Raw genomic sequence first — 18,606 nt, forward strand, 5'->3', positions numbered from 1 at the left:
GGCGCGAAACCATTTCGATACAGCCCGCTGAGCGCGACCAGCTACGCCGAAATCGCTGGCTAGAGCCGCTGGAGCGCGAATGTCCAGAACTGCGTGCCGGGCGGGCCGTTGAAGCAGCCCACGTCATAGACCGACTCGATAGTCCCGGCCAGCGTGACCTCATCCCACGAGTACGTGTCGCGGGTCGGCATGTTGTAGCCGGGGCAGCGCAGCCCGTCGGGCACGTCGACGGTGAACGTGTAGCGGCCGTTGGCCAGATGCGCCTTGGCGTCGTATTCGTAGTAGAACTTCAGCCGCGGTATCCCGCTGACGTCGATGCAGTCGAGAGACTTCTCCGGAATGCACGCCGAGATGAACCAGACCCACGAGGCCTGGGTGTACCGGTTGGTGAGCAGGTCATAGTTCCCCAGGGCCATCATGGCGTGGGCCGGCGGGGCAAATATCGCCGCGGCCAGCGACAGTGCGGCGCTCATCACCGCGGCCAACACGGACTTCACGGTCGTCCCTCCGTCCTTCTCCCCGACGGGTGCCTATCAAACCACTCCGACGGCCGGGTTTGGCCCTAATCGATGACAGCCATCTCTTTACGTTCGGTGATGGGCCGCGCAAGTTCCTGCTCGTCGCAGATGCGCTGCAGCTTGTCCAGCGTCTCGTCCAGCCCGGGCCCGAGCCGCTTGCCCGGCGTGAAGGTGGCGGGCAGGTGCTGCATGCCCTGGATCACGCCGATGGTCTCGTAGTGCACGGTGCCCTCGGGGTCGCACACGTAGTCGGGCATCCGGTCCAGCACTGCGGTCAGCATCGACTTGAACACCGTGCGCGCGACGTTGGAGCCGACGCAGCGGTGCACGCCGATGCCGAAGCTGAAGTGCCGGTTGCCTTTACGATCGAGGATCACCTCGTTGGGCTTCTCGAACACCGACGGATCGCGATTGGCCATCGCCCACGACAGCCACAGCCGTTCGTATTGCTTGAATTGCTGACCCTCGACCTCGACGTCCTCGGAGAACGTCCGGCCGTCGCCCGGCGCCGGCGTGAAGAACCGCAGAAACTCCTCGGTGGCCGGATGTAGCAGCGTGTCGCGCTCCCGGCTGAGCCGCTCACGTTCGTCTGGATGCTCGCCGAGCCACTCCAGCGCGTGCGCGGTCAATGCCGTGGTGGTGTCGAATCCGCCGCCGATGATCAGGCCGAGATTGCCCAGGATCTCCATGTCTGGCGCCGGCTCGCCGTCAATTCGCAACTGCAGCAACGCATTGACCAGACCCGGTCGCGGGTTTTCCCGGATCGCCATCATGTTGTTGATGAGGTCGATGCCCATTTCGCGGTGCTGCTCGTTGATTTTCTCCCGATTGGGGGAGTGCTCAGGGGTGTAGACAGACGCATGTGTCGGCTCGCTGTAGAGATTCCACTTCTTGAGCTCGATACCCATCATCGCGAGCGTGAACACCGCGGGCACCACGTTGGCCAGATGGTCGACGAAGTCGATCTGCCCGGTCTCAATGTGTTCGTCGAGGGCCGCCCTGGTGATCTCGTCGACGAACGGCTCCCACCGCTTGATCGCCGCGGGCGACAGATACGGGTTCAGCGCACCGCGGTAGATGCTGTGCTCTGGTTCGTCCATCTCCAGGATGCCCCCGCGAACGACGGTGGCGCGACTGGCTTTCGGGATGGTGATGCCCTGATACGGCGTCTCCCCGGTGATGTCGTGATGGTTGGACACCGCCGGGCAGCGGGCGAGCTCGAAGACTTCCTTGCTGCCGGCGGCGACCCAGTGCCCGCCATAGGTGTCGGTCCACGCCACCGGACACCTGGCGTGCATCTCCTCGGTGATCTTCTCGAACTGCAGCCGGTACTCAGGCGTGTGCCGGTCGAAGTGATACCGATTCTTCTTACGATCGCTGTCGGCAACGCTCAACGTGTTGTCTCCCTGCGCTTTTCGATGCTCAAGTCACTCTTCGATCGAGATGGCCTGCTCCGGGCACGACTGCACGGCCTCGCGCACGGCATCTTCCTGGTCTGGCGGAACCACTTCGTTCACGGGCGACGACGTGCCGTCGATGTCGCTGAGCTCGAAGGCATCCGGGGCGATCATCGAGCACAGCGTGTGACCCTGGCAGCGTCCCGAATCGACGAAAACCTTCATGGGTTCCTCCGGATCAGATATGGAAGTCGTACCACTTGAGGTAGCCGCCGGCGTCCACCCGCACCTGCATGCCGGTGACGTAGCGCGCCTCATCCGAAGCCAGCCACAGCACCGCGTTGCTGATGTCGACGGGCTCGATCCACGGCACCTTCATGGCCTGCTGCACATAGAACACCGGCTCGGCGTCGGCCTGTGTGGGGTGCTCCAGGTCGGGACGGAACGAGCGGTACATCGGCTCGCTCTGCAGCATGTCGGTGTTGCAGTTGGTCGGGTGTACCACGTTGGCGCGGATGCCACGCGGCGCCAGCTCAGTCGCCAGGTCGTGCACGTAGGCCGACAGCGCGCGCTTGGAATGCACATACGCCATACCGCCCGGGTCATTGCCCGGGTTGGCCTTCTGGTGCGTATCCATCAGCGCCGCAGTCGATCCCGTCGCGACGATGGCCGCTCCCTCGGACAGATGCGGCAGCGCGACGTTGATCGCGTTGAGCGTGCCGACCAGGTTGGTGTTGATCACATCGACCCACGCCTGCAGCGGCGGTTGCCCCTTCATACCCGCGACGCCGGCCTGGGCCACCACAATGTCCAGATGGCCGAATTCGGCCAGCCCGCGCTCCAGCGCCTCGCGCAGCTGGGCCGCCTCGCGCACGTCGGCCTGCGCGGTGACGATGCTGCGGCCGGTCTTCTCGACGAGTTTGGCCGTCTCCTCGAGATCCTCCGGCTTGGCCATCGGGTAGCCGATCGTCTCGATGTCCTGACACAGATCCACCGCGATGATGTCGGCGCCTTCCTCGGCCAGCCGCACCGCGTGGCTGCGTCCCTGCCCGCGCGCCGCACCGGTGACGAATGCGACCTTGCCTTGTACGCGTCCCACTGGAATGTCCTTTCCTATAACTGATTAGGTGTTGCGGCCGCCGTTGACGCCCAAAATCTGACCGGTGATGTAGCCGGCCTCCTCGGAGACCAGGAATGCGCATGCTGCGGCGATGTCCTCGGGCTTACCCATGCGGCGGACAGGCGTCGCCTCGATCGTCTTCTCGATGTCGCCGAGGTAGCCCTTCTCCGCGGCGGCCCGCAGCATCGGGGTGTCGATGAACCCCGGCGGCACCGCGTTGACGGTGATTCCGGCCGGGCCGTACTCCAGTGCCAGCGTCTTGGTCAAACCGTTCACCGCCGACTTGGCCGCCACGTACGGCGACATATACGGCGCGCCGGAATGCGTGCTGGACGAGGAGATGTTGACGATGCGTCCCCAGCCGGCCTCCAGCATGTCGGGCAGCACCGCCTGAATGCAGTGGAAGACGCCGTTGAGGTTGACGTCGACGACCTTCTGCCATTGCTCGAAGGTGACGTCGGTGAAACGTTTGAAGCAGTCCATGCCCGCGGCGTTGACCAACACGGTGATCGGCCCCAGCTGTGCGCGGATGGCGTTGAGCGCGGCGTCGACCGCGGCGCGGTCGGTGACGTCGGCGGCATGGGCGTACTCGTCGTCGGACGGTTTGAGATCGATCGTCGCGACGTGGTACCCGTCGGCGCGAAGCCGCGCCGCTATCGCCTGGCCGATCCCGGAGCCGCCTCCGGTCACGACGGCATTCTTCACGTCCACGCCTTCCCGCCGAGCGCCGTGTCAAGCATCAAGAATCATCCTTCCGATTATGAGAACCGTACTCTCGGATCCCGCGGCACCGCAAGATCAGACGCGCATCGCACGAGACGTGTCGGTGGCGTTGCCAACCCTGTCAGGCCTTATGACTAGCCAATCTAGTTTTGCTTGTGTTCTCATCCTTCGAATGTAAGATTCGCCGAGGATGAGAATGAAGTTTCCGTCACACCGAAGGAGCATGGATGCGCAGAACGCCGACGTTATCGGGCGGTGAACAGACGGGAACGCAATCCGACACGTCTGAATCCAAGGCCGATCGGCGCATGCTCATCGACGGAAAGCTCGTCGACGCGCGGCAGGTGTTTGGATCCCTCAATCCCGCCACCGGCGCCGTCCTGGGCCACGCCCCGGACGCGACGGTGAGCGACGCCGAAGCGGCGATCGCGGCCGCGCGACGGGCCTTCGACTCCACCGACTGGTCGACGAACGTCGACTTGCGGATCTGCTGCCTCGAGCAGTTCCACCGCGCCCTCGTGGAGCATCGCGACGAACTGGCGCAACTGACCATCGATGAGGTCGGCGCCACGCCCGCGCTGTGCGCGGGCGCTCAGCTGGACCAGCCGATCGAGATCGTGCGCTACTACGCCGATCTGCTCAAGACGTATCCGTTGACCGAAGACCTCGGCAATATCGAGAGCCGCGGCATGCAGCACCACCGCTGGGTGGAAAAGGAAGCGGCCGGCGTCGTCGCAGCGATCATCGCGTACAACTACCCGAATCAGCTGGCGCTGGCCAAGCTGGCGCCTGCGCTGGCGGCCGGCTGCACCGTGGTGCTCAAGGCCGCGCCCGACACTCCGCTGGTCACCCTCGCGCTGGGGGAGCTCATCGCCGAGCACACCGACATCCCGCCGGGCGTGGTCAACGTGCTCAGCGGCGCCGACCCCGAGGTCGGTGCGGCGCTGACGACGAGCGCGGACGTGGACATGGTGACGTTCACCGGCTCCACCCCGACCGGACGCCGGATCATGGCGGCCGCCAGCGAGACGCTCAAGAAGGTGTTCCTCGAATTGGGCGGCAAGTCCGCGGCCATCGTGCTCGACGACGCCGACTTCGACACCGCGGCGTTGTTCAGCGCGTTCAGCATGGTGACGCACGCCGGCCAAGGCTGTGCGCTGACCTCGCGGCTACTGGTCCCGCGCAAGCACCACGACGAGATCGTGGAGAAGGTCAAGAACAACTTCGGCCTGGTACGCATGGGAAACCCAGCCGATCCGAAAACCTATATGGGCCCGCTCATCAGCGAGAAGCAACGCGACAAAGTCGACGGCATGGTGCAGCGCGCCGTCGCGGCGGGTGCGACGCTGGTGACCGGGGGCGAGAAGGTGGACCCCGGCTTCTTCTATACGCCGACGCTGCTGACCAACGTCGACCCCGATAGCGAGATCGCCCAGGAGGAGGTCTTCGGCCCGGTGCTGGTCGTCATCTCCTACGAGGACGACGACGACGCCGTCCGCATCGCCAACAATTCGATCTACGGATTGTCCGGGGCGATCTTCGGCGGCAACGACCGCGCCGTCGCCATGGCCCGGCGGATCCGCACCGGGACGTTCTCAATCAACGGCGGTAACTACTTCAGCCCCGACAGCCCGTTCGGCGGCTACAAACAATCGGGCATCGGCCGCGAGATGGGTGTACCGGGTTTGGAGGAGTTCTTGGAAACCAAGACGTTCGCCGAGGTGGTGGCATGACCAGACCACTCGAAGGTATCCGTGTCCTCGAAGTCGCCATGTACGGCTTCGTGCCGTCGGCCGGTGCGGTGTTGGGGGAGTGGGGCGCCGAGGTCATCAAGGTCGAACACGCGGTGACCGGTGACCCCCAGCGCGGTCTGCGGCAGACGGGCCCGCTGCGCGTCGAGGGCGACCCGAATCCCAACATCGAGCACGCCAACCGCGGCAAGCGCAGCATCGGCCTCGACATGTCCGTGCCCGAGGGCAAAGAAGTGCTGCTCGAATTGGCCCGGCGCTCAGACGTTTTCCTGACCAGTTTTCTGCCGGGGCATCGCCAGAAGTTCGGCATCGATGTCGACGACATCCGCGCGGTGAATCCCAAGATCATCTACGCGCGCGGCAGTGCGCTGGGGCCGCGGGGTAAGGAGTCGGTCAAGGGCGGCTACGACATGACCGCCTTCTGGTGTCGTGCGGGCACGGCCGCCACCATCACGCCGCCGGGCACCCCGGGCATGATCGGCCCGCCGGGCCCGGCGTACGGCGACACCATCTCCGGCACGAACCTCGCCGGCGGCATCGCGGCGGCGCTGTTGAAGCGCGAACGCACCGGCGAACCTTCGATTGTCGACGTCTCGCTGCTGGGTAGCGGGCTGTGGTCGATGGGTCACACCGTCGCGTTGACCAAGCATCTCGGCCAGCGCCTGGAGGCCTTCCCGCCGGGCGTGCACGGATCGCCGATCAACCCACTTGTCGGCCTGTACGAGACGGCGGACAACCGCTATATCTCGTTCGTGATGATGCAGCCGACCAAGTTCTGGGCGGATGTGTGCAGACACATGGATCTCGACGACCTCGCCGACGATCCCCGCTTCGCCACCGTCGAATCGATCGCCGAGAACACCCCGGCGGCCGTCGAGATCCTCACCGACGCGATGGCCAAGCGGCCGCTGGCCGAGTGGAGTGAACGGTTCGCGACGCTGGCCGGGCCGTGGGCGCCGGTGCAGGACACCCTGCAAGCCTGCGACGACGCACAGATTCGGGCCAACGAATATCTGGTGCAGGCAGGCGAATTGGAGTTGGTGGCCAACCCGGTCCAGTTCGACCTCGCCGCACCGCAGACCGGCCCGGCTCCAGGTTTCGCCGAGCAGACCGACGAGATTCTCACCGAACTCGGTCTGGACTGGGACCGCATCATCGAGCTCAAAACGGCTGGCGCCGTCACCTAGGACCGGAGACCTTATCAATGCCGCACGTCGCGTCCATCGGCACCTACCTGCCGTGTTGGGGAACCCCCGACCGGCGGGTGCCCGGTGATGACGAGGACGCCATCACCTTGGCGGTGGAGGCCGGCCGCGCGGCGCTGAGCTCGGGCGGATCGGTCGAACGGGTCGTGCTGGTCAGCCGCGACCTCCCCCTGCTGGAGAGCAGCAATGCGGCGGTGTTGTTGGCGGGTCTGGGCCTGGACCCCGAACTCGAGGTCGACGAACGGCTCGGCGGCGCGCCGGCGACGTTGGACGCCGTCAGCTCGGCGCGTCCGCGCACCCTGATCATCGGGGTGGACCTGGATCCGGCCGGTGCCGCCGCGATCCTGACCGCTGAAAGCGGGCTCGCGGTCCGTACCGCCGCCCGGGTGGCCCGCAGCCTGCCCGTCCGCACGCGCAGCGTCGGCGGCGTGGTGCACGACTACGGCGACCCGCGGCTGCTGCACGAGCGCGGCCTGATGGCCTCGTTGGCCGAGGCGTGGTTGGACACCCCGGTGCTGGTGGCCGGGGTCGATCACGACAAGGCAGCGCAGCTGTGCGTGGGCGAGCCTGCCCGTCTGCCGACGGTCGGAGCGAGTTCGAGCTTATTTGCCCTCGCAGCACTTGCGGAGTCCGATACCATCGGCCCCTTGGTTGCGGTCGAGCAGGCAAGTCTGTCAGGAATCACAGTTGCACGTGGCGAGGCTCAATTGCACCGACGAGAACGGGCGGCGCGCCCGATGCCCGACGGCGTGGTAACCCCCGGCGCTGAGTTGGCGATCTCGCTGGCGGCCTACGAGCGTGCGTTCGAAGCCAAAGTCCGTTGGGAGGCAGGCAAATACGCGGACAGTGACGAACTGGACTTCCCCCCGCGCTATCGTGTCGGAGGCGACTGCGCCCTGGCCACCGACTACGAGCTGGTGCCGCTGCCACGCACCGGCACGGTGTACACCGAAGTGACGGTGCAGATTCCGGTGCCCGGTCTGCGCACGCCCTACTCGCTGGTGATCGTCGAGCTCGACGGTGTGGGCGTGCGCGCACTGGTCAAGGTGACCGGCGCCGAGCCCGGCTCGGTGGACATCGGCGATCGCGGGCAGTTGGTGTTGCGCCGCATCGCGGTGCGCTCGGGTGTTCCCGATTACGGGTATGCCTTCGAGCCGGACGCCGACGGCGCCGCTCTCGAGGGGGCGGCGTGAGGCGGGTCGCCATCGTCGGCGCCGGCATGACGCCCTTCGCCGAACACTTCGCGCTCGGGATCAAAGACCTGTTGCCGATGGCCTTTGCGGAGTGCGCTGCGAGCGTCGACAAAGGACTGAACAAGGCCGATCTGGATGCCGCGTGGTTCGGGGCGATGGGAACCACCGACGGGTTCCCGTCGGGCATCCTCGCCGACACGCTCGGTCTGCAGGACCTGCCGGTCACCCACATCGAGAACTCCTGCGCCACCGGCAACGATGCCGTGCGCAACGCGGTCTACGGCATCGCGTCGGGCGCGGCTGACGTCGCACTCGTCATGGGCGCCGACAAGCTTCGCGAGGTCGCCACCAAGCACATGATGTGGGGTTGGGAAGCGATGACCCGCGACATGGCATGGGACTATCCGCTCGGTCTCGTCGCCCCCGCCGGGTTTGCTCTGCATGTTCGGCGCTATCTGTACGAGTCATCCGCGACGCGTGAGCACCTGGCAATGATCGCGGCCAAGAACCACCGCCACGCGGTCAACAATCCGAAGGCCCGACTGCGGTTCGAGATCACCGTGGAGCAGGCGCTCGAGGCGCCTATCGTGGTCAACCCGTTCGGTGTCTACGACTGCGCACCGCAGAGCGACGGGGCCGCCGCGCTGGTGCTGGCCGCCGAGGACGTGGTGGACCGGTTCACCGACCGGCCGGTGTGGATACGTGGCGTCGGGCTCGGGCTGGACTCGGTGATGTATCCGCACAAACCCGATATGACGACGTTTCCCGCGACCGTTCGGGCGGCCAAGCGTGCGTTCGGAATGGCGGGGCTCACCCCGTCCGATGTGGATGTCGCCGAAGTGCACGACTACTTCACCGGAATCGAGCTGATCAGCTATGAGGACCTCGGGTTCGCGGAACGCTTCGGTGCGCACAAGTTGGTCGAAGCCGAGGTCACCAGCGTCGGCGGTGCGCTGCCGGTGAATCCGAGTGGAGGCCTCAAGGCCAAGGGGCACCCACCCGGCGCGACCGGTGTGGCACAGTGCGTCGAGTTGTTCGAACAGCTGCGGGGCGAGGCGGCCAACCAGGTCGACGGCGCCCGAATCGGCCTGGCGCACAACATCGGCGGCCCGACAGCGGTCTCCGCCGTCACGATTCTGGAAGGGCCAGGGCCTGATGGCAGATAGATGGACAGCTGGAATCAGCTTGGGCCGCAACTTCTCCGGCACCATGCAGGCCATCGGAGGCCTGTTTTCGATGTCGGCGGATGCGGTGCGGTTTGTGTTTCGGCGGCCGTTTCAGTGGCGTGAGTTTTTGGAGCAGTGTTGGTTTATTGCTCGGGTGTCGTTGGCGCCGACGTTGTTGGTGGCGATTCCGTTCACGGTGTTGGTGAGTTTTACGCTCAATATTTTGTTGCGGGAGTTGGGTGCTGCTGATTTGTCGGGGGCGGGTGCGGCGTTTGGTGCGGTCACCCAGGTCGGCCCGATTGTGACGGTGTTGATTGTGGCCGGGGCGGGGGCTACGGCGATGTGTGCGGATCTGGGGTCGCGCACCATTCGCGAGGAGATCGACGCGATGGAGGTGCTGGGTATCAACCCAGTGCAGCGGTTGGTGACGCCGCGGTTTTTGGCGTCGGGGTTGGTGGCGCTGCTGCTGAACAGTTTGGTGGTGATCATCGGAATCCTGGGTGGTTACACGTTTTCGGTGTTCATTCAGGATGTGAATCCGGGGGCGTTCGCGGCGGGGATCACGTTGTTGACGGGGGTGCCCGAGGTGATCATCTCGTGTGTGAAGGCGGCGTTGTTCGGGTTGATCGCGGGGCTGGTGGCGTGTTATCGGGGGCTGACGATCACCGGGGGCGGCGCGAAAGCGGTGGGTAATGCCGTGAATGAGACGGTGGTGTATGCGTTTATGGCGTTGTTCGTCATCAACGTGGTGGTGACCGCGATCGGCATCCGGATGACCACGGGATAGCGCGGGGTTTGTGATGGGAACGATGACGATCCTGCGGACGACCTATCCGCGGTTGACGCGCCAGTTGCACCGGCCGGTGGAGCTGGTCAGCCGTATCGGTGATCACACGCTGTTTTATCTCAAGGCGCTGGCGGGCACGCCGCACGCGGCGGTGCATTTCCGCAAGGAGATCATCCGGTTGATCGCTGAGATCTCGATGGGCGCGGGCACGTTGGCGATGATCGGCGGTACCGTGGCCATTGTCGGGTTTTTGACGCTGGCCGCCGGTGGCACGTTGGCGGTGCAGGGCTATTCGTCGCTGGGCAATATCGGTATCGAGGCGTTGACCGGGTTTTTGGCGGCGTTCATCAATGTGCGTATCGCCGCGCCGGTGGTGGCCGGTATCGGGTTGGCCGCCACCTTCGGGGCGGGGGTGACCGCGCAGTTGGGGGCGATGCGCATCAACGAGGAGATCGATGCGCTGGAATCGATGGGCATCCGGCCGGTCGAATACCTGGTGTCCACCCGGATCGTGGCGGGCATGATCGCGATCACCCCGCTGTATTCGATCGCGGTCATCCTGTCGTTTGTGGCGTCGCAGTTCACCACGGTGGTGTTGTTCGGCCAGTCCGCCGGCCTGTATGACCACTACTTCGACACCTTCCTCAACCCGATCGACTTGTTGTGGTCGTTCCTGCAGGCGGTGTTGATGGCGATCACGATCCTGTTGATCCACACCTACTTCGGCTACTTCGCCACCGGCGGACCCTCCGGGGTGGGCGCGGCGGTCGGTAACGCGGTACGCACCTCACTGGTCGTCGTCGTCTCGGTGACCCTGCTGGTCTCCCTGTCCGTGTACGGCTCCAACGGCAACTTCAACCTGTCGGGCTAGGAGGGACGTTGACGAAAAACCTTGGGCCCGGCCCGGCCCATCGGTCCGAGACCACGAGCGCCGCGGCCCCGGTCGGCGGTCGCCCTGGGCGCCACTTCGGCGCGCAGTCCTACGCGCGTCCGCTGGCCGGTCTGGCCACCGTGCTCGCCGTCGTCGCCATCATCGCGCTGGCAATTGCCCTGTTTCGGGGAAGCTTCACCAAAACTGTTCCCGTGACGGTGATCTCGGACCGTGCCGGGCTGGTGATGAACCCCGAAGCCAAGGTCAAGATGCGCGGCGTGCAGGTCGGCACCGTCGAGTCGATCGAGCGCCGGGCGGACGGCACGGCGGCGCTGCATCTGGCGATGGACCCGGAACAGATGCGTCTCATACCGTCCAACGTGCAGGTCGACATCGCCTCGTCGACGGTGTTCGGCGCGAAGTTCGTGCAGATGTCCGCGCCGGAGGATCCCCAGCCGGAGGCTTTGCGCGCCGGGCAGGTCATCCAGGGCGAGCACGTCACCGTCGAGATCAACACCGTGTTCCAGAAGCTTGTCAACGTGCTCGACAAGATCGAACCCACGAAGCTGAACGAGACTCTCGGCGCTATCGCGCAGGCGTTCAACGGCCGCGGCGAAAAGATGGGTCAGACGCTGTCCGATTTCAATGCGCTTCTCGCCAAGATCGAACCGAGCCTGCCGAACCTCAGCCACGACATCGAGACGGCGGTCCCGGTGCTGACCACTTACGCCGATACCGCGCCCGAGTTGCTCACCACGATTCGCAGTGCAACGCAGATCAGCAACTCCATCGTCGACGAGCAGGCGAACCTCGACGCCTTTCTCATCAGCTCGATCGGCCTCGCCGATCTCGGCAACCAGGTGCTCGGCGACAACCGCCAGGCATTGACCGAAGTGGCCCACCTGCTGGTGCCCACCACGGATCTGCTGGCCCGCTACCGCGACGCGCTGCGGTGCGGTGTCGGCGGCCTCGTCCCGTTCGCCAAGTCGCCGCCGCAGTATTCGGCGATCATCGTGTCGGCGGGCCTGACGCTCGGTGTCGAGCGGTATCGCTATCCGCGCGACCTGCCGAAGGTGGCCGCCAAGAGCGGTGGCGCCAATTACTGTGAGGCGCTGGGTCTTCCCGACCTGCCCGCCGAATTCGTGCCGCCGTTCGTCGCCGGTGACGTCGGCTCCAACCCGGCCCAGTATGGAAACCAGGGCATCCTGCTGAACTCGGAGGGCCTCAAGAACTGGTTGTTCGGGCCGCTTGACGGTCCGCCGCGCAACACCCCACAGATCGGAATGCCGGGATGACGCGATCGACCAGCACCCTCATCAAGTTCACGGCCTTCGGGCTCGTGATGGCCATGCTGACCGCCTTCCTGTTCTTCGTCTTCAGTGAGACGAGAACCGGTGCCACCAACAAGTATTCGGCCGTGTTCACCGATGCATCGAACCTGGAAACCGGGGACACGGTTCGGGTCGCGGGTATTCGGGTCGGCACGGTGCGCGGCGTGTCGTTGCAGCCGGACAGGAAGGTCCTGGTCGAGTTCGACACCGACCGCAACGTCGTGCTGACCACCGGCACCAAGGCCGCGATTCGTTATCTCAACCTGGTCGGGGATCGCTATCTGGAACTCGTCGACACTCCGGGGTCGACGAAGATCCTTCCGGCGGGCGCGCAGATTCCCGACGATCGCACCGCCCCGGCACTGGATCTCGACCTGCTGCTCGGTGGGCTCAAGCCCGTTATCCAGGGCCTGAATCCGCAAGACGTCAACGCGCTCACGTCGTCGCTGATCCAGATCCTGCAGGGCCAGGGGGGCACCCTCGAGTCGCTGTTCAGCAAGACGTCGTCGTTCACGAACTCGCTCGCCGACAACAACCAGGTCATCGAGCAGTTGATCGAGGAGCTGCGTACGGTGCTCGACACTCTCGCCAAAGACGGCAACGAATTCTCCGGCGCCATCGACAGATTCGAGCAACTGGTGACCGGATTGTCAGCCGATCGCGATCCGATCGCCGAGGCCATCACGGCGCTCGACAGCGGCACCGCCTCGCTGTCGGATCTGCTCGGTCGCGCGCGGCCGCCGCTGGCCGGCACGATCGCGCAGACAAAGAACCTCGCAGAGGTGCTCGACGCCGACAAAGAACGGCTGGACGCCACACTGCAGCGGTTACCCGACATCTACCGCAAGCTCGCGCGAGTGGGTGCCTACGGCGCCTTCTTCCCCTACTACATCTGCGCCGTCACGTTTAGGGCGAGCTCGCTTGAAGGAGAGACCGTGGTCTTCCCCTGGATCAAACAAGAAGCGGGAAGGTGCAGGGAAGAATAAATGCTCAAGTACCGCGGATCCCAACTCGTCAGGGCAGGCTTCATCGGCGTCGTCCTGATCATCCTCGTCATCGCCGTCGGCCTGCAGCCGGAGCGACTCCTGCAGTGGGCCACCGCGCTTCGATACCAGGCGTTGTTCACCGAGGCCGGCGGGGTGACCGTCGGCAATGACGTGACGGTGTCGGGCATCAAGGTCGGCTCGGTGTCATCGGTCAAACTCGAAAACGGCGATGCCCTCGTCGGATTCACCGTCGACGGCAAGTACGCGCTCGGCTCCGACACCACCGCCCACATCCGTACCGGCACCCTGCTCGGTGAGCGGGTGCTGGCACTGGAGTCGGCGGGCAGTGGGACGCTGGACCCGCGGGATACGATTCCGACGTCGCGCACGTCGTCGCCGTATTCGTTGACCGACGCGGTCAGCGACCTGACCACCAATACCGCCGGCACCGACACCGACATGCTCAATCAGTCGTTGGACACGCTGGCGGCGACGCTGGATCAGATTGCGCCGCAGTTGGGCCCGACGTTCGACGGCTTGTCGCGCCTGTCGCAATCGCTCAACAACCGCAACGAGAGTTTGGCCGAGCTGCTGAGGACCGCAGGCGACGTCACCGGAATCCTTTCCGAACGCAGTCAGCAGGTCAACACGTTGATTCTCAATGCCAACGATCTGATCGCGGTGCTCAACGAGCGCCGGCAGGCGATCGTCAGTCTGCTCGCCAGTGTCTCGGCGGTCTCAAAGGAGCTGACCGGTCTGGTCGCCGACAATGAGCACCAACTGGCGCCCGCGCTGGAACGACTGAACTCGGTCACGGCAATGCTCGAGAAGAACCGCGACAACCTCGCCAAGATGCTGCCTGGAGCGGCGAAATACTATCTGACACAAGGCGAGATCGTGTCCAACGGCGCCTACTACAACGCGCTGGTACCCAACCTGGTGTTCGGGCAGATCCTGCAGCCGTTCCTGGACTACGCGTTCGGGTTCCGGCGCGGCGTCAATGCCGGCCAGCCGCCGGACACCGCCGGGCCGCGCGCCGAGCTTCCGTTCCCGGTCAATTCCATCCCGCAACCAGGAGACCTTCCCAATGATGGCAACCCGTAAGCGACTGGCGGCCGTCACCGCCGCGCTGCTGGCCATCGCGCTGCTGGCCGGGGCGGTGTTCTTGGTGCGCCAGATGTTCTTCGGCCCCAAGACGATCACCGCGTACTTCCCGACCGCGACCGCCATCTATCCGGGCGACGAGGTGCGTGTCTCGGGTGTGCAGGTCGGCGAGATCGAGTCGATCACGCCGGAGGGCACGCAGACCAAGATGGTCTTCAACGTCGACCGGGACGTTCCGATTCCCGCCGACGCGAAGGCCGTGATCGTCGCACCCAACCTGGTGGCCGCGCGCTACGTGCAACTCACCCCGGCCTACCGAAACGGCCAAGGACCGACCATGGATGACGGCGCGGTGATACCTAGTGACCGGACCGCGGTGCCGGTCGAGTGGGACGACGTCAAAGACCAGTTGATGCGCCTGGCAACGGAATTGGGCCCCCAAACAGGAGTCTCCGACACCTCGGTCGCCCGGTTCATCGACAGCGCCGCGAACGCCCTGGGCGGCAACGGTGAGAAGCTGCGGCAGACGCTGGCTCAATTGTCCGGTGCGGCAAGGATTTTCGCCGAAGGCAGCGGCAACATCGTCGACATCATCAAGAACCTGCAGATCTTCGTCAACGCGCTTCGAGACAGCAAGCAGCAGATTGTGCTATTCGAGAACCGGCTGGCCAGTCTGAGCAGTGTGCTCAACGACAATAGGTCCGATCTGGACGCGGCCCTGTCGGATCTGTCGGTGGCCATCGGCGAGGTGCAGCGTTTCGTCGCGGGCAGCCGCAACCAGACCTCCGAGCAGATCCAGCGGTTGGGCAACCTCACCCAGATCGTCGTCGACCACAAGTTGGCGTTCGAGAACGTCCTGCACATCACGCCCAACGCGATCGCCAACTTCAACAACATCTACTACCCCAACGGCGGTTCGGTGACCGGTGCGTTCTCGCTCGTCAACTTCTCGAACCCGCTGCAGGTCATCTGCGGCATGATCGGTGCCACCGCGAACACCACCGCACCCGAGACCGCGAAACTGTGTGCGCAGTATCTCGGCCCGGCGTTGCGACTGGCCAACTTCAACAACATCCCGTTGCCGATCAACGCGTATCTGCGGCCGGCGATCAACCCGGACCGGATCATCTACACCGATCCGAAGTTGGCGCCGGGCGGCGCGGGACCCGGTGACCCGCCCGAGCCGCCGCCGACGGTGTCGGCCTACACCGGCCAGGGCGACATCCCGCCGCCGCCAGGATGGGGTGCCCCGCCCGGGCCGCGGGGAATCTACATGCCCGACAACGACGCCCCGGCGATTCCGTCGCCTGCGTTGTTCCCCGGTGCGCCGATTCCGAGTCCACCCAACATCCAATCGAACCTGCCGGCACAACCGCCGAGCGTCGAAGGCATGCTGCTGCCACAGACGCCGGCACCGCCGCCACCACCAGGTGCGCCTCTGTTGCCAGCGGAAGGGATGCCGCCCTCATGATTCGCGGGTTGAAGCGGTTGACCATCGCCGGGTCGTGCGTCGCCATGACGCTGACCGGTTGCTCCTTCCAGGGGCTGAATTCGCTGCCCCTGCCCGGTGCGGTGGGACGGGGTCCGGACGCCGTCACCTACCACGTCGAGGTCGCGAATGTCGCTACGCTGGAGTCGAATTCGCCGGTGATGATCGACGACGTCATCGTCGGCAGTGTCGGCAAGATGACCGTCGACAACTGGCACGCCGACGTCGAGATCTCGGTCAAGCCCGATGTCGTGGTGCCCGCCAACGCGGTGGCCACGGTCGGGCAGACCAGCCTTCTGGGGTCCATGCATCTGGCGATCAATCCGCCGGTGGGCGAGGAGCCACAGGGCCGACTGCAACCCGGCGCCACCATCCCGCTGAACGCGTCGTCGACCTATCCGTCCACCGAACGCACACTGTCGTCGTTGTCGACCGTCGTCAACGGGGGCGGACTGGGACAGATCGGCGATATCATCCACAATTTCAATGCCGCGTTGAACGGCCGCGAACCCGAGATCCGCGAGCTGCTCACCCGCCTCGACAACTTTGTCGGCGTGCTGGATCAGCAGCGCGACAACATCATTGCCACCATCCAGCAGCTGAATCGCGTCGCCGGCACGTTCGCCGGGCAACGCGATGTGATCGACCGCGCGCTTAAGGAGATACCTCCGGCGCTGGACGTATTGATCAGGGAGCGGCCGACTTTCACCGCTGCGCTGCAGAAGCTGGGAAACTTCAGCGACACCGCGAGAGGGCTGGTCGACGATGCCGGTGACGATCTGGTGACCGATCTGAAGAATCTGGAACCGGCCCTCAAGGCACTCTCCGATATCGGCCCCGACCTGAGCTCGGCGTTGATATGGGCGACGGCTTTCCCGTACGGCCCGGGCTTCGCCGACACCATCACCCGCGGTGACTACATCAACCTGGTCGCCATTTTCGACCTGACCTATCCGCGGCTGAAAAAGACGATGCTGCTCGGCACCCGGTGGGGCGACGAGAACGCCAAGCTCATTCCGGCGCCAGGCGACCCGTATTACCTGAACTACTCCTATGATCCGCTGTCGGTCGGCGTCACCCCGCCGCCGGCTGCGCCGGTGCCGGCGCCGGAAGCACCGCCCGGTGCGCCGATGCCGTCGGTCAACGAACCGCTGCTGCCCGTGACACCACGGCCGGTGATGCCCGGCGCACCACCGGCAGGGGTGGTCACGTCGTCGTCGGTCTTCGCCGGCCCGTACGCGGCCGAAGCGCCGGCCCCACCGCCGCCGGCTCCGCCTGCGGAAGCGCCCGCACCGACACCGGGAGGCGGTGGCTGATGCTGACCCGCTTTGTCCGAAACCAGTTGATCATCTTCACCATTGCGTCGATCATCGGCGTCGCGGTGATGCTGTTCACCTACATGCAGGTACCGACTCTGCTCGGCGTCGGACGTTTGAAGGTGACGCTGGAACTGCCGGAGGCCGGCGGTCTGTATCGCTTCTCCAACGTGACCTACCGCGGTGTCCAGGTGGGCAAGGTCACCGGCGTGGCGCTGACCGAGAACGGTGCGGAGGCAACGCTGTCGATCGACACGTCGCCGAAGATTCCCGCCGACCTGCAGGCCGAGGTGCGCAGCGTTTCGGCGGTCGGTGAGCAGTACGTGGATCTGCGCCCCCGCACCGATTCGGGGCCGTACCTGGAAGACGGGTCGCGAATCCCGGTGTCCAACACCACCATCCCGCAGCAGGTGGGCCCGATGCTGGATCAGGTCAGTGCACTGGTCGACAGCATCCCGGAGGGCAGGATCGGCGACCTGCTCGACGAGTCGTTCAAGGCGTTCAACGGGGCGGGTCCCGATTTCGGTTCACTACTCGACTCCGCGGCCACCATCACCCGTGACGCCAACGCGGTCTCGGACCAGACGCGGTCGCTGATCGATGACAGCGGGCCGCTGCTGGAGTCGCAGGCCGAGACCACCGACGCGATCCGGACGTGGGCGCGCAGCCTGGCCGGCGTGACCGAGCAGGTCGCGCAGAACGACCCGGAGATCCGTGCGCTTCTGCAACGCGGACCCGGCTTCGCACAGGAGGTTTCGCAGCTGCTGGAGCAGGTGAAGCCGACGCTGCCGATCCTGCTCGCGAATCTCACCTACGTGGGGCAGACCTTGCTCACCTATAACCCGTCGCTGGAACAGCTGCTGGTGATCTTCCCGGGGATCATCGCGGCCCAGCAGTCCTTCGGACTTCCGAAGAACAACCCGACGGGCCTGCCGTCCGGTGACTTCGCGCTGACGATCGGCGATCCGCCGCCGTGCACGGTCGGCTTCCTGCCGCCGTCACAATGGCGCAACCCCGAGGACGAGACCGTTATCGATACTCCGGACGGCCTGTATTGCAAACTGCCACAGGATTCTCCGATCGGGGTGCGCGGCGCGCGCAACTACCCGTGTATGGCCCATCCCGGGAAACGCGCGCCCACCGTCGAACTTTGCAACGACCCCAAGGGTTATCAGCCGTTGGCGATCCGCCAGCACTACCTCGGGCCGTATCCGATTGACCCGAACCTGATCTCGCAGGGCGTGCCCCTCGACGATCGGGTGGACTTCGGCGACCGCATTCACGCGCCGGTCGGGGGTACGCCACTGCCGCCGGGGGAGGTCCCGTCGGGCACACCGCCGGGTGCACCTGCGCCCGCCGCGGCACCGGCACCAGTGGAGACTCCGGTTGCGCCACCGCCTCCACCGGGCAACTCGCTCAACGGGACACCGCTTCCGGGGCCGCCGGCCGCACCGCCTCCTGGCGACGGTGCGGTGCCTGCAGCGCCAAGTGCGTTCGGCGGTAACGAATCCGACGGCCCGACGATCGCCTTCGCCCCCTATGACCCGACGACGGGCAAGTACGTGACTCCGGACGGTCAGCTTCAGCAGGTGACGAATGTTGCCGCCGGTGGCGAACCGAAGTCGTGGAAGGACCTGCTGCCGATCTGA

17 protein-coding genes are annotated in these 18,606 nt (G+C 65.5%); 12 read left to right on the forward strand and 5 right to left on the reverse strand.

What is annotated here, in order from left to right:
* Positions 1-59: 59 nt before the first annotated feature.
* The 5 genes from CWS39_RS07675 to CWS39_RS07695 form a co-directional block, all read right to left on the reverse strand.
* Complete coding sequence (locus CWS39_RS07675; protein WP_431306095.1) at positions 60-497, reverse strand: hypothetical protein; 438 nt, start codon at positions 495-497, stop codon at positions 60-62.
* 65 nt (positions 498-562) lie between these two features.
* Positions 563-1,912 carry a cytochrome P450 gene (locus tag CWS39_RS07680; RefSeq protein ID WP_102142322.1) on the reverse strand — a complete coding sequence of 450 codons (1,350 nt, stop codon included), beginning with the start codon at positions 1,910-1,912 and terminating at the stop codon, positions 563-565.
* Positions 1,913-1,945: 33 nt separating this feature from the next.
* Complete coding sequence (locus tag CWS39_RS07685; RefSeq protein WP_102142323.1) at positions 1,946-2,140, reverse strand: ferredoxin; 195 nt, start codon at positions 2,138-2,140, stop codon at positions 1,946-1,948.
* 13 nt (positions 2,141-2,153) lie between these two features.
* Complete coding sequence (locus CWS39_RS07690) at positions 2,154-3,014, reverse strand: mycofactocin-coupled SDR family oxidoreductase (protein ID WP_102142324.1); 861 nt, start codon at positions 3,012-3,014, stop codon at positions 2,154-2,156.
* A gap of 24 nt (positions 3,015-3,038) precedes the next feature.
* Positions 3,039-3,740, reverse strand: coding sequence for an SDR family NAD(P)-dependent oxidoreductase (locus tag CWS39_RS07695; RefSeq protein WP_102142439.1), 702 nt, complete (start codon positions 3,738-3,740; stop codon positions 3,039-3,041).
* 245 nt (positions 3,741-3,985) lie between these two features.
* Between CWS39_RS07695 and CWS39_RS07700 the strand changes: the two genes are divergently transcribed.
* Genes CWS39_RS07700 through CWS39_RS07755 form a run of 12 tightly spaced genes read left to right on the forward strand, consistent with a single transcriptional unit; the run spans position 3,986 to position 18,606 of the window.
* A complete protein-coding gene (locus CWS39_RS07700) occupies positions 3,986-5,491 on the forward strand; it encodes an aldehyde dehydrogenase family protein (RefSeq protein ID WP_102142325.1) in 1,506 nt (501 codons plus the stop codon).
* Positions 5,488-6,696, forward strand: coding sequence for a CaiB/BaiF CoA transferase family protein (locus tag CWS39_RS07705; protein WP_102142326.1), 1,209 nt, complete (start codon positions 5,488-5,490; stop codon positions 6,694-6,696). The genes CWS39_RS07700 and CWS39_RS07705 overlap by 4 nt, the downstream gene beginning before the upstream one ends.
* A gap of 17 nt (positions 6,697-6,713) precedes the next feature.
* Positions 6,714-7,907: a Zn-ribbon domain-containing OB-fold protein gene (locus CWS39_RS07710; protein WP_102142327.1), complete on the forward strand. Its 1,194-nt coding sequence runs from the start codon at positions 6,714-6,716 to the stop codon at positions 7,905-7,907.
* Positions 7,904-9,073: a thiolase C-terminal domain-containing protein gene (locus CWS39_RS07715; RefSeq protein WP_102142328.1), complete on the forward strand. Its 1,170-nt coding sequence runs from the start codon at positions 7,904-7,906 to the stop codon at positions 9,071-9,073. The genes CWS39_RS07710 and CWS39_RS07715 overlap by 4 nt, the downstream gene beginning before the upstream one ends.
* Complete coding sequence (locus CWS39_RS07720; RefSeq protein WP_199178000.1) at positions 9,063-9,860, forward strand: MlaE family ABC transporter permease; 798 nt, start codon at positions 9,063-9,065, stop codon at positions 9,858-9,860. The genes CWS39_RS07715 and CWS39_RS07720 overlap by 11 nt, the downstream gene beginning before the upstream one ends.
* A 13-nt stretch (positions 9,861-9,873) precedes the next feature.
* Positions 9,874-10,731 carry an MlaE family ABC transporter permease gene (locus tag CWS39_RS07725; protein WP_199178001.1) on the forward strand — a complete coding sequence of 286 codons (858 nt, stop codon included), beginning with the start codon at positions 9,874-9,876 and terminating at the stop codon, positions 10,729-10,731.
* Positions 10,732-10,739: 8 nt separating this feature from the next.
* Positions 10,740-12,026: an MCE family protein gene (locus CWS39_RS07730; RefSeq protein ID WP_102142329.1), complete on the forward strand. Its 1,287-nt coding sequence runs from the start codon at positions 10,740-10,742 to the stop codon at positions 12,024-12,026.
* Positions 12,023-13,048 carry an MCE family protein gene (locus CWS39_RS07735; RefSeq protein WP_102142330.1) on the forward strand — a complete coding sequence of 342 codons (1,026 nt, stop codon included), beginning with the start codon at positions 12,023-12,025 and terminating at the stop codon, positions 13,046-13,048. Before CWS39_RS07730 ends, CWS39_RS07735 begins: the two co-directional genes overlap by 4 nt.
* Entirely contained in the window at positions 13,049-14,152 is a 1,104-nt protein-coding gene (locus CWS39_RS07740; RefSeq protein WP_102142331.1) for an MCE family protein, read from the forward strand.
* A complete protein-coding gene (locus tag CWS39_RS07745) occupies positions 14,136-15,623 on the forward strand; it encodes an MCE family protein (RefSeq protein ID WP_102142332.1) in 1,488 nt (495 codons plus the stop codon). The genes CWS39_RS07740 and CWS39_RS07745 overlap by 17 nt, the downstream gene beginning before the upstream one ends.
* The gene (locus CWS39_RS07750; protein ID WP_102142333.1) at positions 15,620-16,957 is read left to right on the forward strand and encodes an MCE family protein; all 1,338 of its coding nucleotides are present in this window, start codon (positions 15,620-15,622) and stop codon (positions 16,955-16,957) included. The genes CWS39_RS07745 and CWS39_RS07750 overlap by 4 nt, the downstream gene beginning before the upstream one ends.
* The gene (locus CWS39_RS07755; protein ID WP_102142334.1) at positions 16,957-18,606 is read left to right on the forward strand and encodes an MCE family protein; all 1,650 of its coding nucleotides are present in this window, start codon (positions 16,957-16,959) and stop codon (positions 18,604-18,606) included. Before CWS39_RS07750 ends, CWS39_RS07755 begins: the two co-directional genes overlap by 1 nt.

Origin of the sequence: Mycobacterium hubeiense (assembly GCF_002838065.1) — a bacterium.
Lineage (GTDB): Bacteria > Actinomycetota > Actinomycetes > Mycobacteriales > Mycobacteriaceae > Mycobacterium > Mycobacterium hubeiense.